The sequence below is a fragment of the Phytopseudomonas daroniae genome (assembly GCF_004327275.1).
GTDB classification, from domain to species: domain Bacteria; phylum Pseudomonadota; class Gammaproteobacteria; order Pseudomonadales; family Pseudomonadaceae; genus Aquipseudomonas; species Aquipseudomonas daroniae.
In genome coordinates this window covers 64414-84906 of record NZ_QJUJ01000009.1, presented here as the reverse complement: position 1 = coordinate 84906, position 20493 = coordinate 64414, and the positions used below count along the sequence as shown (strand labels likewise).

General features: G+C 63.3%; 13 protein-coding genes. 3 read left to right on the top strand and 10 right to left on the bottom strand.

Annotated features, from left to right (window positions below; translation table 11 throughout):
• Positions 1-154 precede the first annotated feature (154 nt).
• Positions 155-1456 (top strand): YeeE/YedE family protein, encoded by a 1302-nt coding sequence (locus DNK10_RS19490; RefSeq protein WP_208738840.1) that lies wholly within the window; start codon positions 155-157, stop codon positions 1454-1456.
• A 529-nt stretch (positions 1457-1985) separates the two neighbouring features.
• Here the strand turns inward: DNK10_RS19490 and recD are convergent.
• From recD to recC, 3 genes are read right to left on the bottom strand one after another with little or no spacing between them, the layout of a single operon-like run.
• Positions 1986-4010 (bottom strand): exodeoxyribonuclease V subunit alpha, encoded by a 2025-nt coding sequence (recD, locus tag DNK10_RS19485; protein ID WP_131192704.1) that lies wholly within the window; start codon positions 4008-4010, stop codon positions 1986-1988.
• A complete protein-coding gene (gene recB / locus DNK10_RS19480; RefSeq protein WP_131192703.1) occupies positions 4007-7657 on the bottom strand; it encodes an exodeoxyribonuclease V subunit beta in 3651 nt (1216 codons plus the stop codon). The genes recD and recB overlap by 4 nt, the downstream gene beginning before the upstream one ends.
• Positions 7654-11100, bottom strand: a complete 3447-nt coding sequence (gene recC, locus DNK10_RS19475; protein ID WP_131192702.1) for an exodeoxyribonuclease V subunit gamma — start codon at positions 11098-11100, stop codon at positions 7654-7656. The genes recB and recC overlap by 4 nt, the downstream gene beginning before the upstream one ends.
• A 454-nt stretch (positions 11101-11554) precedes the next feature.
• On the opposite strand from recC, the gene DNK10_RS19470 reads away from it, so the two are divergent.
• Both DNK10_RS19470 and DNK10_RS19465 read left to right on the top strand, forming a co-directional pair.
• Positions 11555-11830, top strand: coding sequence for a 2-hydroxyacyl-CoA dehydratase (locus DNK10_RS19470; RefSeq protein ID WP_131192701.1), 276 nt, complete (start codon positions 11555-11557; stop codon positions 11828-11830).
• Positions 11823-12101, top strand: a complete 279-nt coding sequence (locus DNK10_RS19465) for a LasR-specific antiactivator QslA (protein ID WP_131192700.1) — start codon at positions 11823-11825, stop codon at positions 12099-12101. The genes DNK10_RS19470 and DNK10_RS19465 overlap by 8 nt, the downstream gene beginning before the upstream one ends.
• A 378-nt stretch (positions 12102-12479) precedes the next feature.
• Here DNK10_RS19465 and DNK10_RS19460 read toward each other — a convergent pair whose 3' ends face one another.
• The 7 genes from DNK10_RS19460 to DNK10_RS19430 all read right to left on the bottom strand — a co-directional run bounded on the left by DNK10_RS19460 (position 12480) and on the right by DNK10_RS19430 (position 20443).
• Positions 12480-13256 (bottom strand): hypothetical protein, encoded by a 777-nt coding sequence (locus DNK10_RS19460; protein WP_131192699.1) that lies wholly within the window; start codon positions 13254-13256, stop codon positions 12480-12482.
• A 378-nt stretch (positions 13257-13634) separates the two neighbouring features.
• A complete protein-coding gene (locus DNK10_RS19455) occupies positions 13635-14663 on the bottom strand; it encodes an alpha/beta hydrolase (RefSeq protein ID WP_208738839.1) in 1029 nt (342 codons plus the stop codon).
• Positions 14654-16045 (bottom strand): MmgE/PrpD family protein, encoded by a 1392-nt coding sequence (locus DNK10_RS19450; protein WP_131192698.1) that lies wholly within the window; start codon positions 16043-16045, stop codon positions 14654-14656. The genes DNK10_RS19455 and DNK10_RS19450 overlap by 10 nt, the downstream gene beginning before the upstream one ends.
• 163 nt (positions 16046-16208) lie before the next feature.
• Positions 16209-16517: a DUF4387 domain-containing protein gene (locus DNK10_RS19445; protein ID WP_131180441.1), complete on the bottom strand. Its 309-nt coding sequence runs from the start codon at positions 16515-16517 to the stop codon at positions 16209-16211.
• Positions 16510-17913 carry an acyclic terpene utilization AtuA family protein gene (locus DNK10_RS19440; protein ID WP_244216288.1) on the bottom strand — a complete coding sequence of 468 codons (1404 nt, stop codon included), beginning with the start codon at positions 17911-17913 and terminating at the stop codon, positions 16510-16512. Before DNK10_RS19440 ends, DNK10_RS19445 begins: the two co-directional genes overlap by 8 nt.
• 89 nt (positions 17914-18002) lie before the next feature.
• The gene (locus DNK10_RS19435) at positions 18003-18998 is read right to left on the bottom strand and encodes a phosphoglycerate dehydrogenase (protein ID WP_131192696.1); all 996 of its coding nucleotides are present in this window, start codon (positions 18996-18998) and stop codon (positions 18003-18005) included.
• 44 nt (positions 18999-19042) lie between these two features.
• A complete protein-coding gene (locus tag DNK10_RS19430; protein ID WP_131192695.1) occupies positions 19043-20443 on the bottom strand; it encodes an OprD family outer membrane porin in 1401 nt (466 codons plus the stop codon).
• Between the last annotated feature and the right edge of the window lie 50 nt (positions 20444-20493).

The window sequence follows — 20493 nt, the reverse complement described above, 5'->3', positions numbered from 1 at the left end:
GTATCGCTTCGCCCCACGCCGCTCTACAAACCACGCCCCTGTAGCCTGGGTTGAGCGAAGCGATACTCAGGGTTTGCCCCGAAGCAGCGCTAACCTCTTCAACCTTCACGTACCGATTCCAGCCAACGGACGACCGTCAATGGAGCAGCCTTCCATGCTCACCTTGCGCACCGGCAGCGCCACCCTGATCTTTTTCGCCCTGGCCATAGCAGCCTGGCTGCTGGCCACGCCGAGCAACGAAGGGCGAGCCCTGAGCTTTTCGCTGCTGGCCGGCGGCCTGTTCGGCGTGCTGCTGCAGCGTTCGCGGTTCTGCTTCTTCTGCGTCAGCCGCGACTTCATCGAGCGACGCGACCCGCGCGGACTGCTCGGCATTCTCGCCGCCCTGGCGGTCGGCACCCTGGGTTATCACGCGGCTTTCGGCGCCTTTCTGCCCGACCCGGCAAGCGGCCGCCTGCCACCGGATGCCCATATCGGCCCGCTGAGCTGGGTACTGGCACTGGGCGCCACCCTGTTCGGTCTGGGCATGGCGATTTCCGGATCGTGCATCAGCGCCCATCTTTATCGCCTGGGAGAAGGTGCGCTGGCCTCGGTGATCGCACTGATCGGTGCACTGATCGGCTTCTTCCTCGGCTTCCTGTGCTGGAACACCCTGTACCTGGCCAGAATCCAGGAGGCGCCGGTGATCTGGCTGCCGACGCAGTTCGGTTACGGCGGCTCACTGCTGCTGCAACTCGCGGTACTCGGCGGCCTGGCTCACCTGCTGCTGCGTTACCGCAAGCACGATGAACCCGGTCAACCGGCTAACAGGTCGTTGAAAAACGTAAGCGAGGCAGCCAGCGCAAGGCAAAAACAGGCGAAAAAGCGGAGTGTACAAGCGGTACATGAGCATTTTGAGCCTGTTTTTAACGCCGCGATGGCAACGCAGGTAGTTTTTCAACGACCTGCTAACAGTCTGCGCCAATTACTATTCGGCGCGCGCTGGCCGACCTGGGTTGGCGGTGCGCTGATAGGAACCTTGGCCCTGGCCGCCTACCTGCGTGTTGGCCCATTGGGAGTAACCGCCGAACTCGGTAGTCTGTCGCGCACCGCCGCCAATGGCCTGGGCTGGCTGCCCGAGCGCCTGGAAGGGCTGGATGGCTTTTCCGGCTGCGCCACGGTGGTGAAAGAAACCCTGCTGTCGAACAATGGCCTGTTCATACTCGGCCTGGTCTTCGCCGCCTGGGCCAGCGCCCTCCTCGCAGGTGACTGCGCGCCCCGCTGGCCCAACGCCCGGGAAGCCCTGCGCAACCTGGTCGGCGGCATCCTCCTTGGCTGGGGCGGCATGCTCGCCCTGGGCTGCACCGTCGGCACCCTGCTCTCCGGCATCATGGCCGGCGCCGCCTCCGGCTGGCTGTTCGCCGTATTCTGCTTCATCGGCCTGATCGCCGGGCTTCGCCTGCGCAGGGTGATTGGCTAACGACAAAACCGCGATCGTGAAATCCCGTAGGGTGGGTCACGCTTCACCGACCCACCAGGCCATTCAATGCCGATGGTGGCTGGCGAACATCGATACGCCTTTGAACTGCGCTCCGAGCGGGGATCGTAATGGTGGATGAAAAGAGCGTCAGCTACGCGCCCCGATCCACCCTACGGTCTCAACCACGGGCTACCGCATCTCGTAGGGTGGGTCACGCTTCACCTGCGCGGCCCGACCGACCCACCAAACCATTCAATGCCGATGGTGGCTGACGAACATCGATACGCCTTTGAACTGCGCTCCGAGCAGGGATCGCAATGGTGGATGAAAAGAGCGTCATCCACCCTACGAGATAGATCGTAGGGTGGGTCACGCTTCACCGACCCACCAGGCCATTCAATGCCGATGGTGGCTGGCGAACATCGATACGCCTTTGAACTGCGCTCCGGGCGGGGATCGCAATGGTGGATGAAAAGAGCGTCAGCTACGCGCCCCGATCCACCCTACAGGGCCATTCACCACTGGCGTGCTATGTGCTCAACCGCTCCCACAACCCGCTGCGGCGTTCGACGCGGCGCTGGATGGCGGCTTCGAACACGCCGGCGCGGCTTTCGACGAGGCTGAAGCAATGCCGTGCGCGGGTGATGCCGGTGTAGACCAGCTCCTTGGTCAGCACCGGGTTGAGGTTGTCCGGCAACACCAGGGCGCAGTGGGAGAACTCCGAGCCCTGGGATTTGTGCACGGTCATGGCGAATACGGTTTCCACGGCGCCCAGGCGGCTGGGCAGGATCGAGCGCAGGTCACCCGAACCGTCGTTGCGCGGGAACACCACGCGCAGCGCCGAGCGCAACGGGCCGCCCACCTCCAGCGCGGGCTCGGGCAAGCGCAGGGCGATACCGATATCGCCATTCATCAAACCCAGGCCGTAGTCGTTGCGCGTGACCAATACCGGGCGGCCTTCGTACCATCCCTGCTCCTGCTCGATCAGCCCACGCTGCAGCAGCGCATGGACGATGCGTCCGTTGAGCGCCTCGACACCCCAGGGCCCCTTGCGCACGGCACACAGCAGTTGAAAACGATCGAACGCCGCCAGCACCCTGGCGGCCCAGGCATCCCAAAGCGCTTCACCGTCCGCCAGACCTGGCCGCTGCTCACGGAGGATGTTCAGGTAATCGGCATAGCCCACCGGGCGCTGTTCGCCGCCCGGCAGACCGTCCAGCAGCAAGCGCTCGAAGGCACGATCCTGCTCGCCCGCCAGGCGCAGCTGGTGCAGATCCGTGCCACCGCTCGCCAGCACCTCACGGGCCTCCATGACCGCGCCGCGGTTGACCGCCAGCGCCAGACGGCCGATACCGGAGCCACCGGCGAAGCGCCGGGAATGGCGGAGCATGACGATATGCTGCGACAGCGCCCGCTCACCCGGTTGCAGCTGCGCATCGCCAATCCGCTCGCCAGTCTGCCGCGCCAGCCACTCGCTGGTAGCCTGGCTGTAGCCACCCGCCTCGGCATCGCGGCACAGATCCCCCAGCACCGCCCCCGCCTCCACCGACGCCAGCTGATCCTTGTCGCCCAGCAGGATCAGCCGCGCGTGCATCGGCAGGGCATCAAGCAGATTGGCCATCATTTCCAGGTCGATCATCGAGGCTTCGTCGACCACCAGCACGTCCAGTGGCAGCGGGTTGGCGGCGTGATGACGGAAGTGTCGGCTGTCCGGGCGGCTGCCCAGCAGACGGTGCAGGGTGGTGACCGTCTTGGGGATCTGCTCGCGCACCGTTTCGCTGACGGGCAGCGTCGCCACCTGCGCACCGATGGACTCGGTCAGCCGCGCCGCCGCCTTGCCGGTAGGCGCCGCCAGGCTCAGGCGCAACGGCGCGCCCTGATCCAGCGCAGCCGCCTGCAGCAGCGCCAGCAGGCGTACCACGGTGGTGGTCTTGCCGGTGCCGGGGCCGCCGGTGATCAGGGTGAAACGCCCCCGCGCCGCCAGGGCGCAGGCCAGTTTCTGCCAGTCGGTCAGGCGCTGGCCATCCAGCTCCAGCGGCTCGGGAAACAACACCGCCAGGCGTTCGACCAGATCGGCCGGTGCATCCGCTTCGGCCTGCAAGCGCTCGCCGATATCCGAGGCGACGCTGCGCTCGTAATCCCAGTAACGGCGCAGATACAGGCAGGTACCGCGCAGCACCAGCGGCGCGACCTCATCCTCGGCGTCACGCAGCAGCGCACTGTTGACGCAGGCCGCCAGCCAGGCATCCGGGCTCAACCCGGCCAGCACTTCGGAAGGCAGCAGGCTGACGCCCTCGGCGTCCTCGCCCTCCGGCGGCAGCGACAGCGCCGAATCCGGGTCGGCCAGGGTAGTCTGCAGATCGAGGCACACGTGCCCCTGGCCCAGTTGATGGCTGGCCAGCGCCGCCGCCAGCAGCAGCAGGGGTGACGCCTCGGGGTCGAGTTCGGCGAAGAAATGCGCCAGAGTACGATCCAGCTCGCGCAGCCAGCCGCGCTCGCTCCAGGCGGCCAGCAGGGCGAACAGACCTTCGCGGTTGTCGAGCATCGGCGTCATGCCAGTACCTCCACGGACTCGCCGAGAAACAGCGCATCCAGTTTTTCGATCAGCGCCCGCTGCGGTCGTGCCAGGTACTGCCCGGCCCCTGGTGCGCGCAGGAACAGGTACAACGCACCGCCCAGGTGCCTGTCGTAGTCGTAATCGGCCAGGCGCAGCCGCAAGTGGCGATGCAGGGCCAGCACGTAAAGCACGTACTGCAGATCGTAGCGGTGGCTGGCCACGGCCGCGCTCATGGCCTCCCCCGTGTAGGCCTGCTCGTCGGCGCCCAGCCAGTTGGACTTGTAGTCGACCACGTAGTAACGGCCCTCATGCTCGAACACCAGGTCGATAAAGCCCTTGAACATGCCGTTCAGGGTATCGGGGCTCAACAGCGGACGCGCCACGCCGGGCATCTCGAAGCGCTGCACCAGCGCATCCAGGCGCAGCACGTCGACCCGCCGGGCCTCGAACCAGAACTCCAGCTCCGCCTGGTACTCGCCCAGGGTCGCCAGGCTCACCGACTGGCCATTGCCGAGCGCCATGGGTTGCACCAGCAGGCCTTGCAGCCACAGCCACAGCGGCTCGATCCAGGTTTCCAGGCCGCGCCGCTGGCAACGCCGCGCCAGGTGCTCGCGCAGTACATCCGGCGCCGCCGCCATGGCCGCGAAGCCTTCCGCCGCGGCGATCTCCAGCAGGCCATGGAGGAAGGTGCCGGGGTTAGGCCCACGCGGAAAACGGTGCAGGCCCTGGGCGGAAACCGGGATCTGTTCCAGCGCCAGTGCCGGACGCTCGTCATCGCTGGCGATCTGGATAGCCGAGCTGTCCGGAGACAGGTCGTCATGGCGATCCACCGGGTGGCGCCCCACCGAGCTGACCTCGCCCTCTTGCATGCGCAACGCACTGTAGGAAGCGATCCACCAATGCTCGGCGGCGCGGCGTAGCGGCGTGCGCCACTGCGGTTCGAAGGCGTCGGCGTCCTGCGCGCTGTACTGCTGCTCGCTGGCGACCGGTGCGGGCAGCGCCACGCAACGGGGTGGATCGGCCAGCGGGCTCAGCCAGTCGATCAGTTGCGCGCTCTGCGCCAGAGGCTGCCCACCGCCCAGCAGATAACCAAGGGCGCACTGGTGCAGGCGCGAAGTCTTGCCGGTACCGATCTTCAGGTCTGCGATACCCAGCCAGCAGGCGTGCTGCGCCCGGGTCAACGCCACGTAGAGCAGGCGCAGATCCTCACCGAGGCGCTCCTGTTCGGCCTGGGCCAGGCTGGCCTCGTCGGCCTTGAGCAACAGGCGACGGCGCTCGCCGTCATGCATCTGCACGGGTTTCTTGTCGTCGAGCGGGCGGAAGGAACAGATGAAGGGCAGGAACACCAGCGGATATTCCAGGCCCTTGGATTTGTGGATGGTCACCACGCGCACCAGGGCATCGTCGCTCTCCAGGCGCAGCACCTGCTCCTCGGCGGCCTGACCGCGCCCGGCCAGGGACTCGCCCAGGTGGCGGATCAGCGCCAGTTCGCCGTCCAGCTCGGCAGCCGCCTGTTGCAGCAGTTCAGCCAGGTGCAGCAGGTTGGTCAGAATCCGCTCGCCGTCAGGGCGACTCATCAGCCGTTGCGGCAGACCGAAATCCTGCAGCAACTGGCGCAGCATAGGCAGCACGCCCTGGCGCTGCCAGCGCTGGCGATAACCGCGAAACTGCATGACGCGCGCCTCCCAGAAGCGCTCGTCGAGGTTCAGTTGTTCCAGCTCGGTCAGGCTCAGGCCCAGGGTCGAACTGGCCAGCGCCGCGCGCAGCGGGCGATCCTGATCGGGCTCGGCGCAGGCGCGCAGCCACAGCAGCAGGTCATGGGCCTCCACGGTGGCGAACACCGAATCCTTGTCCGACAGGTACACGCTGCGCACGCCCCGCGCCGCCAGCTCGCCGCGAATCGCCTGGGCCTCCTTGAAGTCGCGCACCAGCACGGCGATATCGCTGGGCCGCAGGGACGTCAGCTCGTCGCCCTTGAGAAAGCCGGCGCGCTGCTGCTGGCCAAGCCCCAGCAGGCGCACGATCTCTGCCGCGGCGCTGCCGGCCAGGGCGTCCAGATAACGGCCCTTGGCGAGCGCTTCGTCGCTGTGCAGGTGCCAGAGATTGAGGGCCGGCTGCGCCTCGCCCTCGACCGTCCAGACTTCCTTGCGCCCCTGGGCGCCGACTGCAATGAACGGCAGATCGTCACGCAGCAGAAAGGCACCCTGCCCGTCCTCGCGGAACTCGGCCAACTGGAACAGCCCATTGACCGCCTCGACCATGGGCTCGCTGGAGCGGAAGTTGGTATCGAGGTTGTAATGCCGCCCGGCGGTGGCACGGCGTGCACGCAGGTAGGTGTGGATGTCCGCGCCGCGGAAGGAATAGATGGCCTGCTTGGGGTCGCCGATCATAAACAGGCCACAATCCGATCTATTGGCTTCAACTTGGTAGAGCGTGTCAAAAATGCGGTACTGCAGCGGATCGGTATCCTGGAATTCGTCGATCAGCGCCACCGGGAATTGCTGGCGAATCACCTCGGCCAGGCGCGGGCCGCTGTCGCCCTGCAGAGCGTCGTCCAGGCGGCTGAGCATGTCGTCGAAGCCCATCTCGGCGCGCTGGCGTTTCTCGCGATCGAAGCGCTGGCGAATCCAGGCGGCGGCGTGGCGCAGCGCGGCATCGCCCGGTGCGGGCAGCCCGTCGAGCTGCGCCTTGAGAGTGGCCATGGCATCCAGTGCCGGATGCGCGGGCGGCGCCCCGACCTTCCAGGCCTCGGCCAGGCCGTCCGGAGTCAGCCGCGTGAAGCCGGTGCCGATATCCAGTACTTCGTCATCACCCAGCGCCCAGGCGCGCAGCTTGTCGAACCAGGGTGTGTAGAAGCGCGCCTGCAGCTTTCTGGCATCGACCTGCTTCTCGGCTGCCGCCTGGTCGAGCAGGCCCTGCAGCGCGTCGGCCCAGGCTGCCCAGGGTTGCTTGAGGGCGATCAGCGCACGCTGACGCGCCTGCAGGGTGCCATCCAGCAGATCGCCGAGCGCCAGGGCGGCGCCGTCGTCGTCCTCGCCGAGCAGCGGGCGGATGCGCATACCCAGCTCGTCCGGCGCGCCCCAGTTCTCCGCCACCCACTCGAGAGCCAGGCCCTGCAGCGGGTAGCAGTGCTGGCGCCAGTAGTCGCGCACCACTTCGGCGAGCAGCTCGCTGTGGTCGGTTTCCAGGGTCTGGCTGAACAGGCTACCGCTGTCGAAGGCGTGCTCGCGCAGCATGCGTTGGCACCAACCATGGATGGTGGAGACCGCCGCCTCGTCCATCCACTGCGCGGCCAGTTCCAGGCGCCGGGCGCATTCGGGCCATTCGCCGGACGCGAAATCCGCCTTCAGGGTCGCCAGCAAGGCGTCGCCCTCGGCATCGCCGCGAAACACCGTGGCCGCCTCTACCAGGCGCGCCCGAATGCGGTCGCGCAGTTCCCGGGTGGCGGCATCGGTGAAGGTCACCACCAGAATCTGCGGCGGCAGCAGCGGCTCGCGGAAGGCGGCTTCACCGCCATGCTGGAGGATCAGGCGCAGGTACAGCGCCGAGATGGTGTAGGTCTTGCCGGTACCGGCGCTGGCCTCGATCAAGCGGCTGCCGTGCAGCGGAAAACGCAGCGCCAGAGGGCGTGTAGGCTGGCTCATGGCTGGTCGTCCTTGAGTTCGGCAATGTCTGCATCGAGCAGCGATTTGTAGAGCAAGGCGCCCCAATGCGGGAACTGGCCGTCACCCAGCAGCGCGTCGAAATCCGGGTATTGGCGAGCCAGGCTGGCGCTCTGCTGCACCTCGCCGGTGGTCTTGTGGCCGTCGCCTTCGTAGACCTTGCGCGCGGCGTCCTCGGCTTTGTCCGCATCCTTCTCGGCGGCAGCGAACCAGGCCGCAGCGGTCTTGATCGCCACCGGCAGCGGTGCCTGCATACCCTCGGCGTAGGCTTCCAGCCACTGGCGCAGGATGCGCTCGCCCTCGGTCTGAGCCAGCGGCTCGAAGGCCAGGCGCACGTCTTCGGCGACCAGCAGCGTGGTGAGCGGATGCCCGCAGGCAGCGGCCACCACATGGCTGACCCAAGGCCTGAGCAGACGGTGCCACTTCAGCGAACGATCCTTGCGCTTCAGGCCACCCGGCTGCAGCTCCAGGCGCGCCAGGGCGTCGCCGGCGCTGCGCAGTTCGCCGAGCCAGTCCTCCAGCTCCAGACCGGCATGGGCGAAGCTCAGGCGGATCGGCGACGGCAGGCGATCGGGCCACCTCGCTAGCAGGGCTTCGTAGCCACGCAGTTGCTCCGGCATCGGCTCGAGCAATTGCGCGCGCAGGCGATCACCGAAACCGGCCACCGGCAGCAGACCGCTGCGCTGGATGCGCCGCGCGGCCTTTGCCAGCGCCGCATCGACACCCTGATGCTCTTCCAGCGCCAGGGCTGCGGCCTGCAGCAGTTCCTGCTGAATCTGATGGCGCTGCAAGCCATCGAGGGCGAAGGGTTCGGCATCCAGCTCGGCCTGCTCGGCTTCGTCCAGATGCACCTTGAGGCGCACGGTGAAAAAATGCTTCACCGGGTCGCGCAGGAAGCGCTGCAGTTTTTCCAGGTTGAACGCGGCATCCGCCAGATAAGCGCCCAGAGGCTGTTCGCCTGGTTGCGCCACAGGCGCGCGGTGCGAGGCGGCCCACTCGTGCACATAGCTGAACAGCGGCCCGCTCCCGGAAAAATAGCGGCGGCTGAAGGGTTGCAGTGGGTGTTCGGTGGTCAGGGCGTGGAGCAGATCGCCGTCGTCCGCCAGGCGCCAGGCGCTGGCCAGGTGATCACGCAATTGGCCGATCAGTACAGAAGGCGGGCGCTCGGTATTGTCGCGAATGCTACGCCCCACCCAGCTGATATACAGGCGCTCGCGCACCGCCAGCAGTGCTTCGAGCAGCAGGTAGCGATCGTCTTCGCGGCGCGAGCGATCCCCGGGGCGGTAGTCGCCGCCCATCAGGTCGAAGTCCAGCGGCGCCTGGCTGCGTGGGTAATCGCCGTCGTTCATGCCCAGCAGGCACAGGTGACGAAACGGAATGGCGCGCATCGGCATCAGCGTGCACACGTTCACCGCCCCGGCGAGGAAGCGTTGGCTGAGGCCGCCCTGATCCAGCCCGCCCAACCAGGCCTCGCGTACCACGGCCAGCGGCAGGGCTTCTTCCAGGGTTGCCGCATCACAGAGTTCCAGCCAGCCTTCCAGGGCATCCTGGGCCTGGTTGCGCAACACCTCGTCGCGCTCGTCCTGAGGCAGGAAGAAGTCCTCCAGCAGGGCCCGCAGGCGCTCGCCCCAGGTCACCGGCAGCAGCGTTTCGGCCAGGCTGTCGCAATGGATTTCCAGTACATCCAGCAGGCGCGTCAACGGGCCGATCAGCGCGGCATCCAGACCGCCGATCTCGTCATAGGGTTCGATCCCCGCACGCGCGCCAGCACCGCCCACGGCGTAACCGAGCAGCATGCGGCGCAGGCCGAAGCGCCAGCTGTTCTGCTCCAGCCCGGCGCCCAGACCAAGACTTTCGCGTTGCTGCGCATCCAACCCCCAGCGCACACCGGCGCCTTCCAGCCAGCGGCGCAAGACCGGCAACTGGTCTTCGGCAATCGCGAAACGCGCGCGCACCGCGGCCACATCCAGCAGGTCGAGAATCTCGCTGACGCTGAAGCGGCTGTCCGGCAGGCGCAGCAGATGCTCCAGGGCGATCACCAGCGGCTCTTTGCCGCGCAGGCCCTGATCCGCCAGGGTGAAGGGAATGAAGCGCGGATCGTCGCTGGCGAACTGGCCGAACACCGCGCGGATATGCGCTGCATAGGTGTTCACGTCCGGCACCATGACGATGATGTCCCGCGGGCGCAGCGTCGGATCCTCGCTGAACGCCGCCAGCAGATGATCGTGCAGCACCTCCACCTCGCGCTGGGCGCTGTGGGCGACGTGAAAGCGCAGCGAATGATCGTGCTGTGGGTCGACCGCCGGCCAGTGAGTGCGGCTCTCCTCCACCGGGCGCAGGTCGAGAATGTCGTTCTGCAACTGCCCCAGCAGCCGCTCTTCGCCCATCGCGCTGAACAGATCGATGCGCTCGAACTGCTCACGGTAGCGCTGCGGCTCGTCGTACTGATCCAGCAGGTTGATGTAGTCGCGCCCCTGCTTGCCCCAGGATGCCAGCAGCGGCTGGCCGTGCTGATGCAGTTCCACGGCGTCGAACAGCCCCAGTTGGCCGGCTTGCCCCGCCTGCCCGCTCGCCTTGCGCTTGTGCCGACGGTACTCGTGGCGCAGCAGATCCTTGTCTTCGACGATATCGCCCCAGTGGTGCTGGGACGGGTTGTGCACGTAGAGCATCACCTGGCTGAAGCGCGCCATGGCGGCCAGCGCTTCCAGCATCTGCGCCGGCAGCGAGGAGATGCCGAACACGGTCACCCGGCGGGGCAAACCACGCGGCGGCGTATCCAGCTCCGCCAGTTTGGCGACGAAGCGCGGATGCACGCCGGCACGGCTCTGGGCCAGGTGCTCGTCGCCGACATCCGCCAGCAGAGTACGCCACAACAAGGGTTGCCACAGCGCGGCTTCGTCCAGCTCGCGCACACCGCCGCGGGCCGTGCGCAACTGATCGCGGCCCTCGGCCCAATCCGCCAGCCAGTCGGCGCGGTACACCTGGTACTGGTCGAACAGATCGGCCAGGCGCTCGGCCAACTGATGGCGCTTGCGCAAGTCGGCATCGTCCGCCAGGAAACGCCGCAACGGCGCGAAACAGGGTTCGCTCAACAGGCTCGGCAGCAGGCGCATCAACCGCCAGGTCAGCGGCGCCTTGTCCAGCGGCGACTGCTGGGGAATCGCCTCGCTGCCCAGCACGCTGCGATAGGCCTGCCAGAGAAACCGCGCCGGCAGGCTTACGTCCGTGGCCGCGGCGATGCCGCACCCCTCCTGCTCGGCCAGCGCCAGCTTGAGCCACTGGGCGATGCCGTTGCTCTGCACCAGCAGCACCTCGTTCTCCAGCGGCCGCAACGGATACCGGCGCATCCACTCCACCGCCAACGCCCTCAGTTCCTCGAGGCGATTGCCATGGATCACGATCAGACCGGGGTTCAGCGCCGACATGGATGGGGTTCCTGGGTGTGCAAATTCAGAGGGCGAATGATGACAGAGGGAGACGACTGCGTGTGACGTAAGCAGGTAATTGATTGGCGAGTTGCGAGGTTGCCATCGCTGATCCTGCGAGCTAGAGTGCGCCGGTCGCGGTCTATCCCGCGGCCGGGCGTCAGAACCCGACAAAACCAGGAACGCACTAGCGCTATGAGCCTAGTGAGCACGTTGGTGCTCGCTATTGCGTCTTTATGGCAGGCCGTGCGGGGCAGGCTTCGGCCTGGCCGGTTCCCTTGGTTTCCGGTTTCTGACCCCCGTACGGTCTGCCACCCAAATCGAGTCAGAATGATCGGCGGCAGCTCCTTAATCAAACCAGGGAGCATAAGGAAAATGCGCCATCCAGCTTTTACGCCAGGGCACCACCCTGCTCGCCCATACGGCCTACTGACCTCCATCCTGGAGGTGCCCCATGGCTAATCTACTCGGCCGTGTACTCAACTTCCCCAAACGCCCAAGCCCTATTTCGGGCACCAACTTCCAGCCTCGCAACGCCCAAGCCGACGCAGAGCTGCGTGCTGCGCTTTTAGGCGAGTTGCTCAAAGAGCTCGCCCAAAAAGAACGAGAACGACCGAACTCGTTAAGGGTAAGGCTGACCTGCGTGGTAGCACAGGAACTGCTCAACGAACTGACAGTGCTCTATCGCCGCGCGCTGTCGGAAACGCGGGGAGGGAACGACCATGGCTAGAGGCTCGACCACTACCCTGCCCTCCAACGATGGCCATCCAGGCCTGACAATCACTTGGGCAAAGGATTGCCGACCAGCCTTCAATCAAAGCGTGCGCGCCGCACAGGCCTGGCTAGACAACACAGGTGGAGGCTGGCTCTGGAGCAGACTGATTGCAGAACGCGAGCTGTGCCAAAGCGCAATAGAAAAGCGCGCCTTCGAAGTCGGATTTCTGAGCCGCATCCATCAACGACTGGACGTGCTGAAAAAGAGTCGACCGGATAGTTCCTGATCGAGTACTTAGAGCCTGCTCATGTTCTTTCGACGAGATCCCACGTGCAATGACAGCAAAGTGGCGGAAGCGGCCTTTCGTAGGGTGGACGACGCTTCACCCGTCCACCGCTCTGTGATCGCAATGGTGGATGAAAAGAGCGTCATCCACCCTACGTCTGCTTACGCCTTATTGCCGACGATCTATAGGAATACGAGCTCCTGCTATGCACACAAAGATCGTGAACAGGTTCTTTAGAGCAGAACGCTTTTGCAAATGCCCTGCAGCAAGCCAGATAACACCCACCCAGCAAAAACAAAAAGCCTGATCAGGCTCTAGGGAAATGCATGTGGAGACAGGCCACGAATGGCACGAAATAATCGTGGTCTATCCCTCCGGTTAGCCCCCGTCCTTGCGCGTGGTTCGCTCATTGCTGAGCCGTGCGCGGCGGAAGTTCCAGCCCAGGAACAGCCGCGAGGCCAGGTTTTCGCGGCTGTGCGGTTCGCCGTAATGCAGCAATACAGTGGAGCGCAGCGCTTTCGGGTCACAGGGCTCATTGGCGTGAAGTGAACGGTAGCCCCAGAAAAAATAGGCATTGCCCGGCACGATCTTGATCTTCACGGGTTTGAGCCAGTCGCGTTTGACGGCGAAGGTGATCAGCTTCTGGGTCAGCGTATTCTGCATGACCGCCTTTTCCAGAATGTTGAAATACAGATTCGAACGGATATTGCGCAGGTTGGGGAAGAAGATGAAATCCCCGCAGTAGCGCCCCTCGGTGGGCGTAACGAGCGGGATCAGCGCAGTCAGCGCTGCGGCGTCGTAGTGGAAATAATAGGACTCGCGCTTGCCGGTCTTGCCCTGCAGGCAACGCAAGGCCGGGAAGATATCCGGGGAGCGCGGTGGCTGGCCGACCCCGGCTTGGTAGATCTGCTGGAACAGATCCATCACCTGGGGCGAGACGCTCATCTCCTCGAAGATGCTGCCCTTCACCGCGTCCTGGCCCTGCAAGGCGAAATACTCGTGGTCATGCCGTGCCACCTCGTGATTCACATGCTTGCGGGCTGCTTCCAGTTGCTCTTCGGTCAGGAAACCCTTGATAACGGAGTAACCCTCTCGCTCCATTTCGTCGACGATACGAGGCACCACCTGTGGGTCGGCTTTCAGAAAGTTGGCCATCTGTGTCGCTTCCTTATCTGGTGGTTCGACAGTCAGACTAATAATCGGCAGGCTCATTCAGAGTTCTTATCAAGGCTTCCCAGCCAAACCAGACTCGCATGTGTAGCGGCCGCAATGCCGCGCTTCGCCATGCTGCCGAGGCATTTCTGACGAACGGAATACTGGCCATGGGATGGCCACTCGGGCCGGCGCATATCCCGCCGGGTGCGATTCGCGCAGATCCAGGTCATCGATGCAGGGATTGGTCTTTGCCACACATTTCAAAAGTAGCAGCCAGGGCCATTACGTGGAAAAAGGGGATTCATTGGCCGGCTTTCCTGGCCGGAAAATGAATCTGCCCCTTTCCTTTAGCCGACCTGAACGCAGTACAGCTCGGCACTAGGGCCGTGGTTCCGTCCGTCCGCCAGCGCCAGGCAGGTTGTTCAGCAGCGACCTGGAAAGCACAGCACCTTCGTCCCGGATCAGATCGCGTACCACCTGGGCCCACTCATTGAAACGAAGCACCCCATGAATGATTCCAGGGGCGACGGTCAGGTGCGCCTCCACGCCGGCGGCCTCCAGCTTGCGCTGCAGCGCTCGGTTGTCATCCAGAAGCGGATCCAGGTCACCCACCACCAGCCGGGTGGTTGGCAACCCATGCAGATCCGCATGCAGAGGCTGAACCCGCCAGTCGGCCTGGTCGTGCTGTAGGTAGCTCTGCCAATAGCCGCGCATCGAATCGGCAGAAAGCCCGTAGCCAGCAAAATTGCTGCAGCGTCTCCACGACTCCGACGTGGTGTCTTTCGAATACACCCCATAGAACAGCAGCAGATGATCCAGCGCCTTCACGCCGTACTCACGTAGCGCGAGCGTCGCTCCCAGCGCCAGGTTGGCGCCAGCTGAGTCGCCGCCGAATGCGAACCGACCGATTTCGAAACCGGCGACCGTACCCATGTCGATCACCTGCTTCGCGACAGCGACAACCTCCTCGAATGCCGCCGGGAATGGATGTTCCGGCGCCAATGCGTAGTCCACAGAAAGGATCGCCACACCGCTTTCGCGCACCAATTGTCTGAGCGGAGCGTCCCACCCCGGCAGTGAGCCATACCGGAAACCGCCGCCATGGCAATAGAACATCAAACCGGGTGGGTCGCTGCCGTCAGGCCAGTAAAGCTTGCAGGGCACCCGGCGCCCATTTGCCATGAAATCGAGCAGACGCTCGCACTCCAGCGGTACGCTGCTCGCCGCCAGGTATGAGGTCATGCGCTGCAGATAATCCCGGATGCTTGCTACATCGCCGTCAGCGGGCGGCGTCAGCCCGGCGTCACGCAAGCGTGAGACGACCCTGGTGACGTCCGGGTGAACCGCAGGCGCTGTCGTCTCGGCCTGCCCGGAATTGGCATTTTCATCGCAGTTGCTCATGGGCATGCGTCCTTCGCTGCGCGCGCCATCGCTGCGAACAGTGCGTCGTATCCGATTTGCTGATCGAGGGTCGAAACGAAAGCAAGAACACCCTGCTGCGCTCCCTTGCCGAGGTGTGGAGCAGCCATCTTGCGGAACTTGTTCTCGAAGTCCGCTTCGGTCATGGGCGTCTCGACTGACCCAGGCCCGGTAATGACCTCGCTGACGAGCTCCTCACCGGATCTCAATTTCACGATGACCCGATTGGCCAAATGGTTTGGAAAAAGCTGGGTAAGCACCGGATCCTCGGTAACCGTGGTTCTCTCCATAAGCCTGGTAACCAGTGGATCGGTTATCTTCTCGAGCGAATAGGATTCGATAGAAATATCCGCATCGATCAATGCCCGCGCCACGTTGTAAGGCAAGCTGTGGTCGGCGGTTTCTCGAGTACGAGGCCGCCATTTATCCACACCATCGGCCAGCACACGCTTGTTGAACTCGGATGTTTCGATACGAATGGAGTCGACCGCGGATATGTCGCCTATGCGTTGACTGAGTTCAATGCCCGCCCATACGGCGGTGTGCAGCTCTCCGTTGGTGGGGAAGGTCTTGGTAAGGGAGCGCCTGATGGCAAAATCGTCATTGATGAGCGAGCCGAAGCTGGCCACATCGAGCGAAAAATCCCCGGTGACCTGTTTGTGAAAGCCCATTTCGCCTTCGAATATGGGCGATGGCCCGGTCATCCCGTGCCGTGCCATCTGCGCGGAGAATATTGCATTGCGGGCCGCGTTCGCCGCCGAACAGCCTTTCCAGTCGGACAGGGTTCCGGAGCGCACCTGGCGCATCGCAAGATGACCGCCCAACGATATATTGATCGCCTGCTCGATTTGCTGCTCTGTCAGCTTCATCAGCTTGGCAGCCGCCACGGCCATCGAGACATTGATGTAATTCACATGATCCCAGCCCTTCCTGTTCAAGCTGGCGGCATCCTGCAAGCGCATCTGAATTTCGTAGGCGAGCAAAATGGCAGCAATCAGCTCGCGTCCCCCCGCCTTTTCCGCCTGAGCAACGGCCAGGCAGGCGGGAATGTTGTCACTCGGATGCCCCGGTTCGAGTCCCATGTAGCCATCGTTGTAATCGAGAAAGCGCACCATGACGCCATTGGCAAAGGCAGCGCATTCAGGCGTGGTTTTCAGAAACGTACCGAAAACGCCCGCCTCCCCACTGCGCACGGAAGCGGCATAGGCGACGCTGGCCTGAACGGGATCCGCGCCATAGGCGCCCACTATGCAGGCAAGGCTGTCCAGCACCCGATTACGCACAGTGGTGGTCAGATCGTCCGGGTAACCGGTGATGGGAAACTCATACGCGTACCTGGCGATACGCTTCGCTAGGGTGATATCCCCCATGATGCCCTCTCGATTCAAAGCGGGCCGGAAATTGCCCGCGAAACAGGTTGATCTACTTGCACGCGCTCACCCTCTTGCCAGGGGCGGATTCCCGGCACGGCAGCCCCCTCTGGCGGGCTGCGCTTTGCACCGGTAACCCGCACAACGAGAGGTGAATCCCTGTCTAATCGACAGCGACATCCAGCAGCCGGACGTACTGTTGCCCGGCATGCATATCCCGCTCGACCATTCCGCCCTGCGGGGTCTGCCTGGGATAGGAGATCTTGATCATCTCCAGCTGGGCGACCGGGATGCGTTTTACGAAGGCAGGGTCGGCCCCGTACAGCTTGGCGAACCCCTCGGTCGAGAGGGCTTCACTGTCGTGGTAACGGTCGAAACTTTCGCGGCTGTCGAAAAAGATGTCGAAGGTGATCCAGAACGGGCCCGCCTGCTTCGACCTGATGTAGCGAGTCACTTCGCGCAATTTAGGCATGGTTCTTCTCCTGGGTATGGTTGGCTTCAGCCGGGTTCAGCCACTCGGTGCTGACCAGCTCGAAGGGATCGTTCAGCTGCACCACATGGTTCAACTTGAACTCGTATATCTGGCCACGCGGAATATCGGCGGGTGTGAAAGCGAAACCGTAAGAAGGCAGTTCCTTGCCCATGATGCTGGGATAATGGAAAAAGTACGGATTGCAGGCGTGGGCGATGGTATTGGCCATCTCCTGGGTGGCGGCGGTCGACACGAACAGGATTCCCACTTCAGGAGGGGTTGCCGTGCCTGCCGATGGCCTGAGCCCGGTAACGGCGTTCCAGCCGTACATGCGCAGCGAGATATGGAACTCGCCGAGCTCCTGGGCAGGAATGCACTGACGCGTACGTGCATACAGGGCTTCCAGCAAGCGATCATGGAACCCATCGATATCGGCGAGCACATCCGGATCCTGCACGCCCACCAGCATGATCGTCTGGTACTGGCCCGCAGCCGCGCCCTCCAGTTTCATGGTGTAGGGTTTGGCATCCCAGCGTGAGCCCGTCACCCTGACCACTCGCTCATCGAGCAGCCGATACTCGGCCTCTGCCACGTCGAGTACGCCACCGGGTTCGGTGAGGCGGAACGGGTCGCTGTTCTCATACAACATATGCCCGGAGACGCTTTGGGGCGTGCAGCGGTTGCCGGGGTTCAGCGGCTCCACCTCGAAACCGTCGCGGTCTATGCTGAGCAATACTCCGGATCCGGCAGTGGGGTTTTCGGTGCATTGCGCCCCGCACTCGGCGATCTTCCCGGCATGCCAGGAGGGGCCCCAGGGTGCCCCCTTCCAGATCGGAAAAGCGGCGATCACCGCAGTATCGGTGGCCCTGCCGGCCAGAATGATGTCAGCACCACCTTCGAGAGCGGCCACGAAGGGCTCCACGCCAAGGGCAGCGACGATATGCTCGCAAGAGTCGATCGTGGCGTCGTCCAGCGCCTGCGAAGGTGCAAGCGGGGTGATGCGGCCCTGCGCGTTCAGTCTTTTGATCGTCTCCTTGTCCTGTTCGCAATGGATCAGTGCGACCTTCGGCGCGATATCCAATTCACCAGCCACCTCCAGCACGATGTCGCGTGTCCAGGCCAGATTGAGGTCACCGCCGGCCTGCCCGGAAGTGCCGATGATGATGGGAATCCCCGTATCCGCGTGGGCCTTCATCAGGATCAACAGATCGCGTTTGACCGCTCCCCGATTGTTCTTCGATTTGCCCAGGGCCAGGTAGGCCGCACCGCTATCGGTAGAGCCCGCATCGGTGGCGATCGCCTGTGCGCCACGCGCCAGCCCGTAGGCGATCTCCTCCTCACGCACGCCAGCGCCCAGGGAGCCGCAGGGCACTATTACTTTGATCGTATCTTTCATGGTGTCTGTCATTGAGGTTTCTCTCTTTCTCGCTTGATGGGGCACGCGCTTGCGCGCTCCGGAAAAGTCCGGTTCGCTAGAAGATGGATTCACGAAAGCGATTGCGTAGGCTCAGCGACCAGGCATCCTCGCGGAGGCTGCGTGCCGGCGAGCAGCGCCACGACGCAACTCGCCGCAATGGCATTGGTGCGTTGCAACGCTTCGTGGGTCGAGGCTCCCGAATGCGGCGTTGCCACCACATTGGGAAGGCGCACCAGCTCCTTGGTCACCTCTGCCAGGCTTGGATCCGACTCGCTTTCGAATACATCGAGCCCTGCCCCGGCAAGTCGTCCTTCTTTCAGCGCAGCCAGCAGCGCACGGTCGTCAACCAATCCACCGCGCGCGGTGTTGATCAGAAAAGCGCTGCTTTTCATCAACGTCAGTCGGCGCGCGTCGATCAGGTGCCTGTTGTCGGGTTTCAACGGCGCATGAACGGACACGAAATCACTGCGCTGCAGCAGCGTCTCGAGGTCGACGTACTCGATGCCCGCATCCGCAATGGCGGGCTGCGGAGTCGCCACCAGGATGGTCGTATCGAATGCTCGCAAGCGCTTGATCACCTGCCGGGCGATACGGCCTAGCCCGACTATTCCGACTGTCTTGGCATAAAGGTCGTGGCCGATCAGGATCGAACCGGGCCCATCGAGGAGCTGTTGCTGAGACTCTCGAAGGCGATGGGCAACAGCGAGCATCAGCGCCAGCGTGTGGTCGGCAACGCTCTCTTCATTGCCGCCAGCGGCGATGGTCACGAACTTACCGGCGTCTACCGCCGCGTCGAGATCAATCCGTTCGTAGCCCACGCCTCTACGCGCCAAGACCTTGAGCCGGGGCAGCGACTGCAGCAGACTCAGCGTCACCCTGGCATGGCCGACTATCCAGGCATCGGCATGCGCCAGGAGCGAGATCAACTCCTCCTCCGTGGCATTGGCATCCGTTCTGCCGTCGGCAAACTCGGCAACCACAACCTCGCAATCATGGGCTTCCAGAAAGCGGATCGTTGAATCATCAATAAACTTGGGCGTTATCACCACGGACTTTCTTTTCATTGATCAGCACCACTATTGAACTTGAGCCTGAAAGGCCGTCGAGGTTAGAAGGCGTAATCGACATACATCCTGAGTTCCTTTCCGTTCACCACGTTATTTGGCTGGGCCGACACCAGGGCAACGAAGTCCTGGTCAATCCAGTAACGGGTATAAATGACTCCCACTGACAAACCCTGGTAATCGGGCTCTTCGAAGCGGTAATTCAGGCGATATTCGGTCTGGCTTTCGCGAACATCGGTGGTCATTCCGGAAAACGGGTTGGTCGCATCGAAGCGACCCCGTTTGAACAAGGCCATCACGTTGAAGCCATCCAGCGAAAGTCCGGCGATGGATTTGCCGTCGAACTCGTATTTAGCGGCTATCTGCCAGGTTCGTTCATCGTCGTTATTGAAGTCGTTACCCGAACGCGTCCAGGCATCCATCAAACCATCGACGTTTTCACCGTGATCGAAGAACGCGTAACCCAGTCTTCCATTGCTCAATTCGGCGCGGGTCTTGGAATAGGAAAGGCCGACGCTCCACCGATCGACTTGCATTCCAAGATTGAGATTCAGCCAACTTGCCTTGTCGTCATAACCCGCCGTACCGTCGAGCCAGTCGCGCTCCCAGATGCTGCCGTCGCTGCGGAAATCGTAATACTGGGTCTCGAAGATCACACCGCCGCGCTCTCCGAGCGGCGCACGCAGTGTCATGGCATAACTGGTATTGCGATTGAAATCCTTGGCAACGCCCTGGGCGAATTTCAATGCGAAGAGTTTGGCGTCATAGCCGATACTGAAGGTCTGGATATCGTCTACTTCAAATCCACTGTTACTGACAATGCGTTCGAAGTCTTCCCTGTCTCGCGGAGACACTCTATTGAAGTACGCGGCATCGACGTTCAATACGCCCGGCAACGGGCCGATATCCAGGCCATTGACCTGAATCTGCCCCCTCGCCCCCTGGAGACTGCCCGGCACGGCTCTGGTGTCGAGCGTCACCACCGTACCGGCATCGAACCGCCCGCGGCCCGCCTGAAGCAGGGCGAACCAGTTGTCACCGACATGGCGCAACTTGAGGTTCGCCTGGCCCAACTTCGCGAACCCTTCGCTGTCGCCCGAGGTGTCGTCGAAGAGATCGCGATTTTCCGGCCGCGCATCGAGCTTCGCCACACCGTAAAGCGAGGCATCGAAGCCGATGCTGTCGCGCCAATAGCCGGAGTTATAGTCCGCCACTAAACCAAGCGCCGTACCACCAAGGCGATCACCGAACGGAAAACTACCGAAGTTATCCTCGATGAGGCCATTTTCGATCCGCGTATCGATATGTACGGCGCGCAGGTAGAGATTGAACTTACCCTCGTTATTGGTTCTGTTGTAATCATGGATATTGGAAGCGAACGCCTTGGCCTGCGCCCCCATTACCAACAACGAAGCCACCAGAAACATCGTCTTTTTATTGTTCACGTCCTGTTCCTTATATTTATTGTTCACGCAGGAGTTCACTGCAGTTGGCA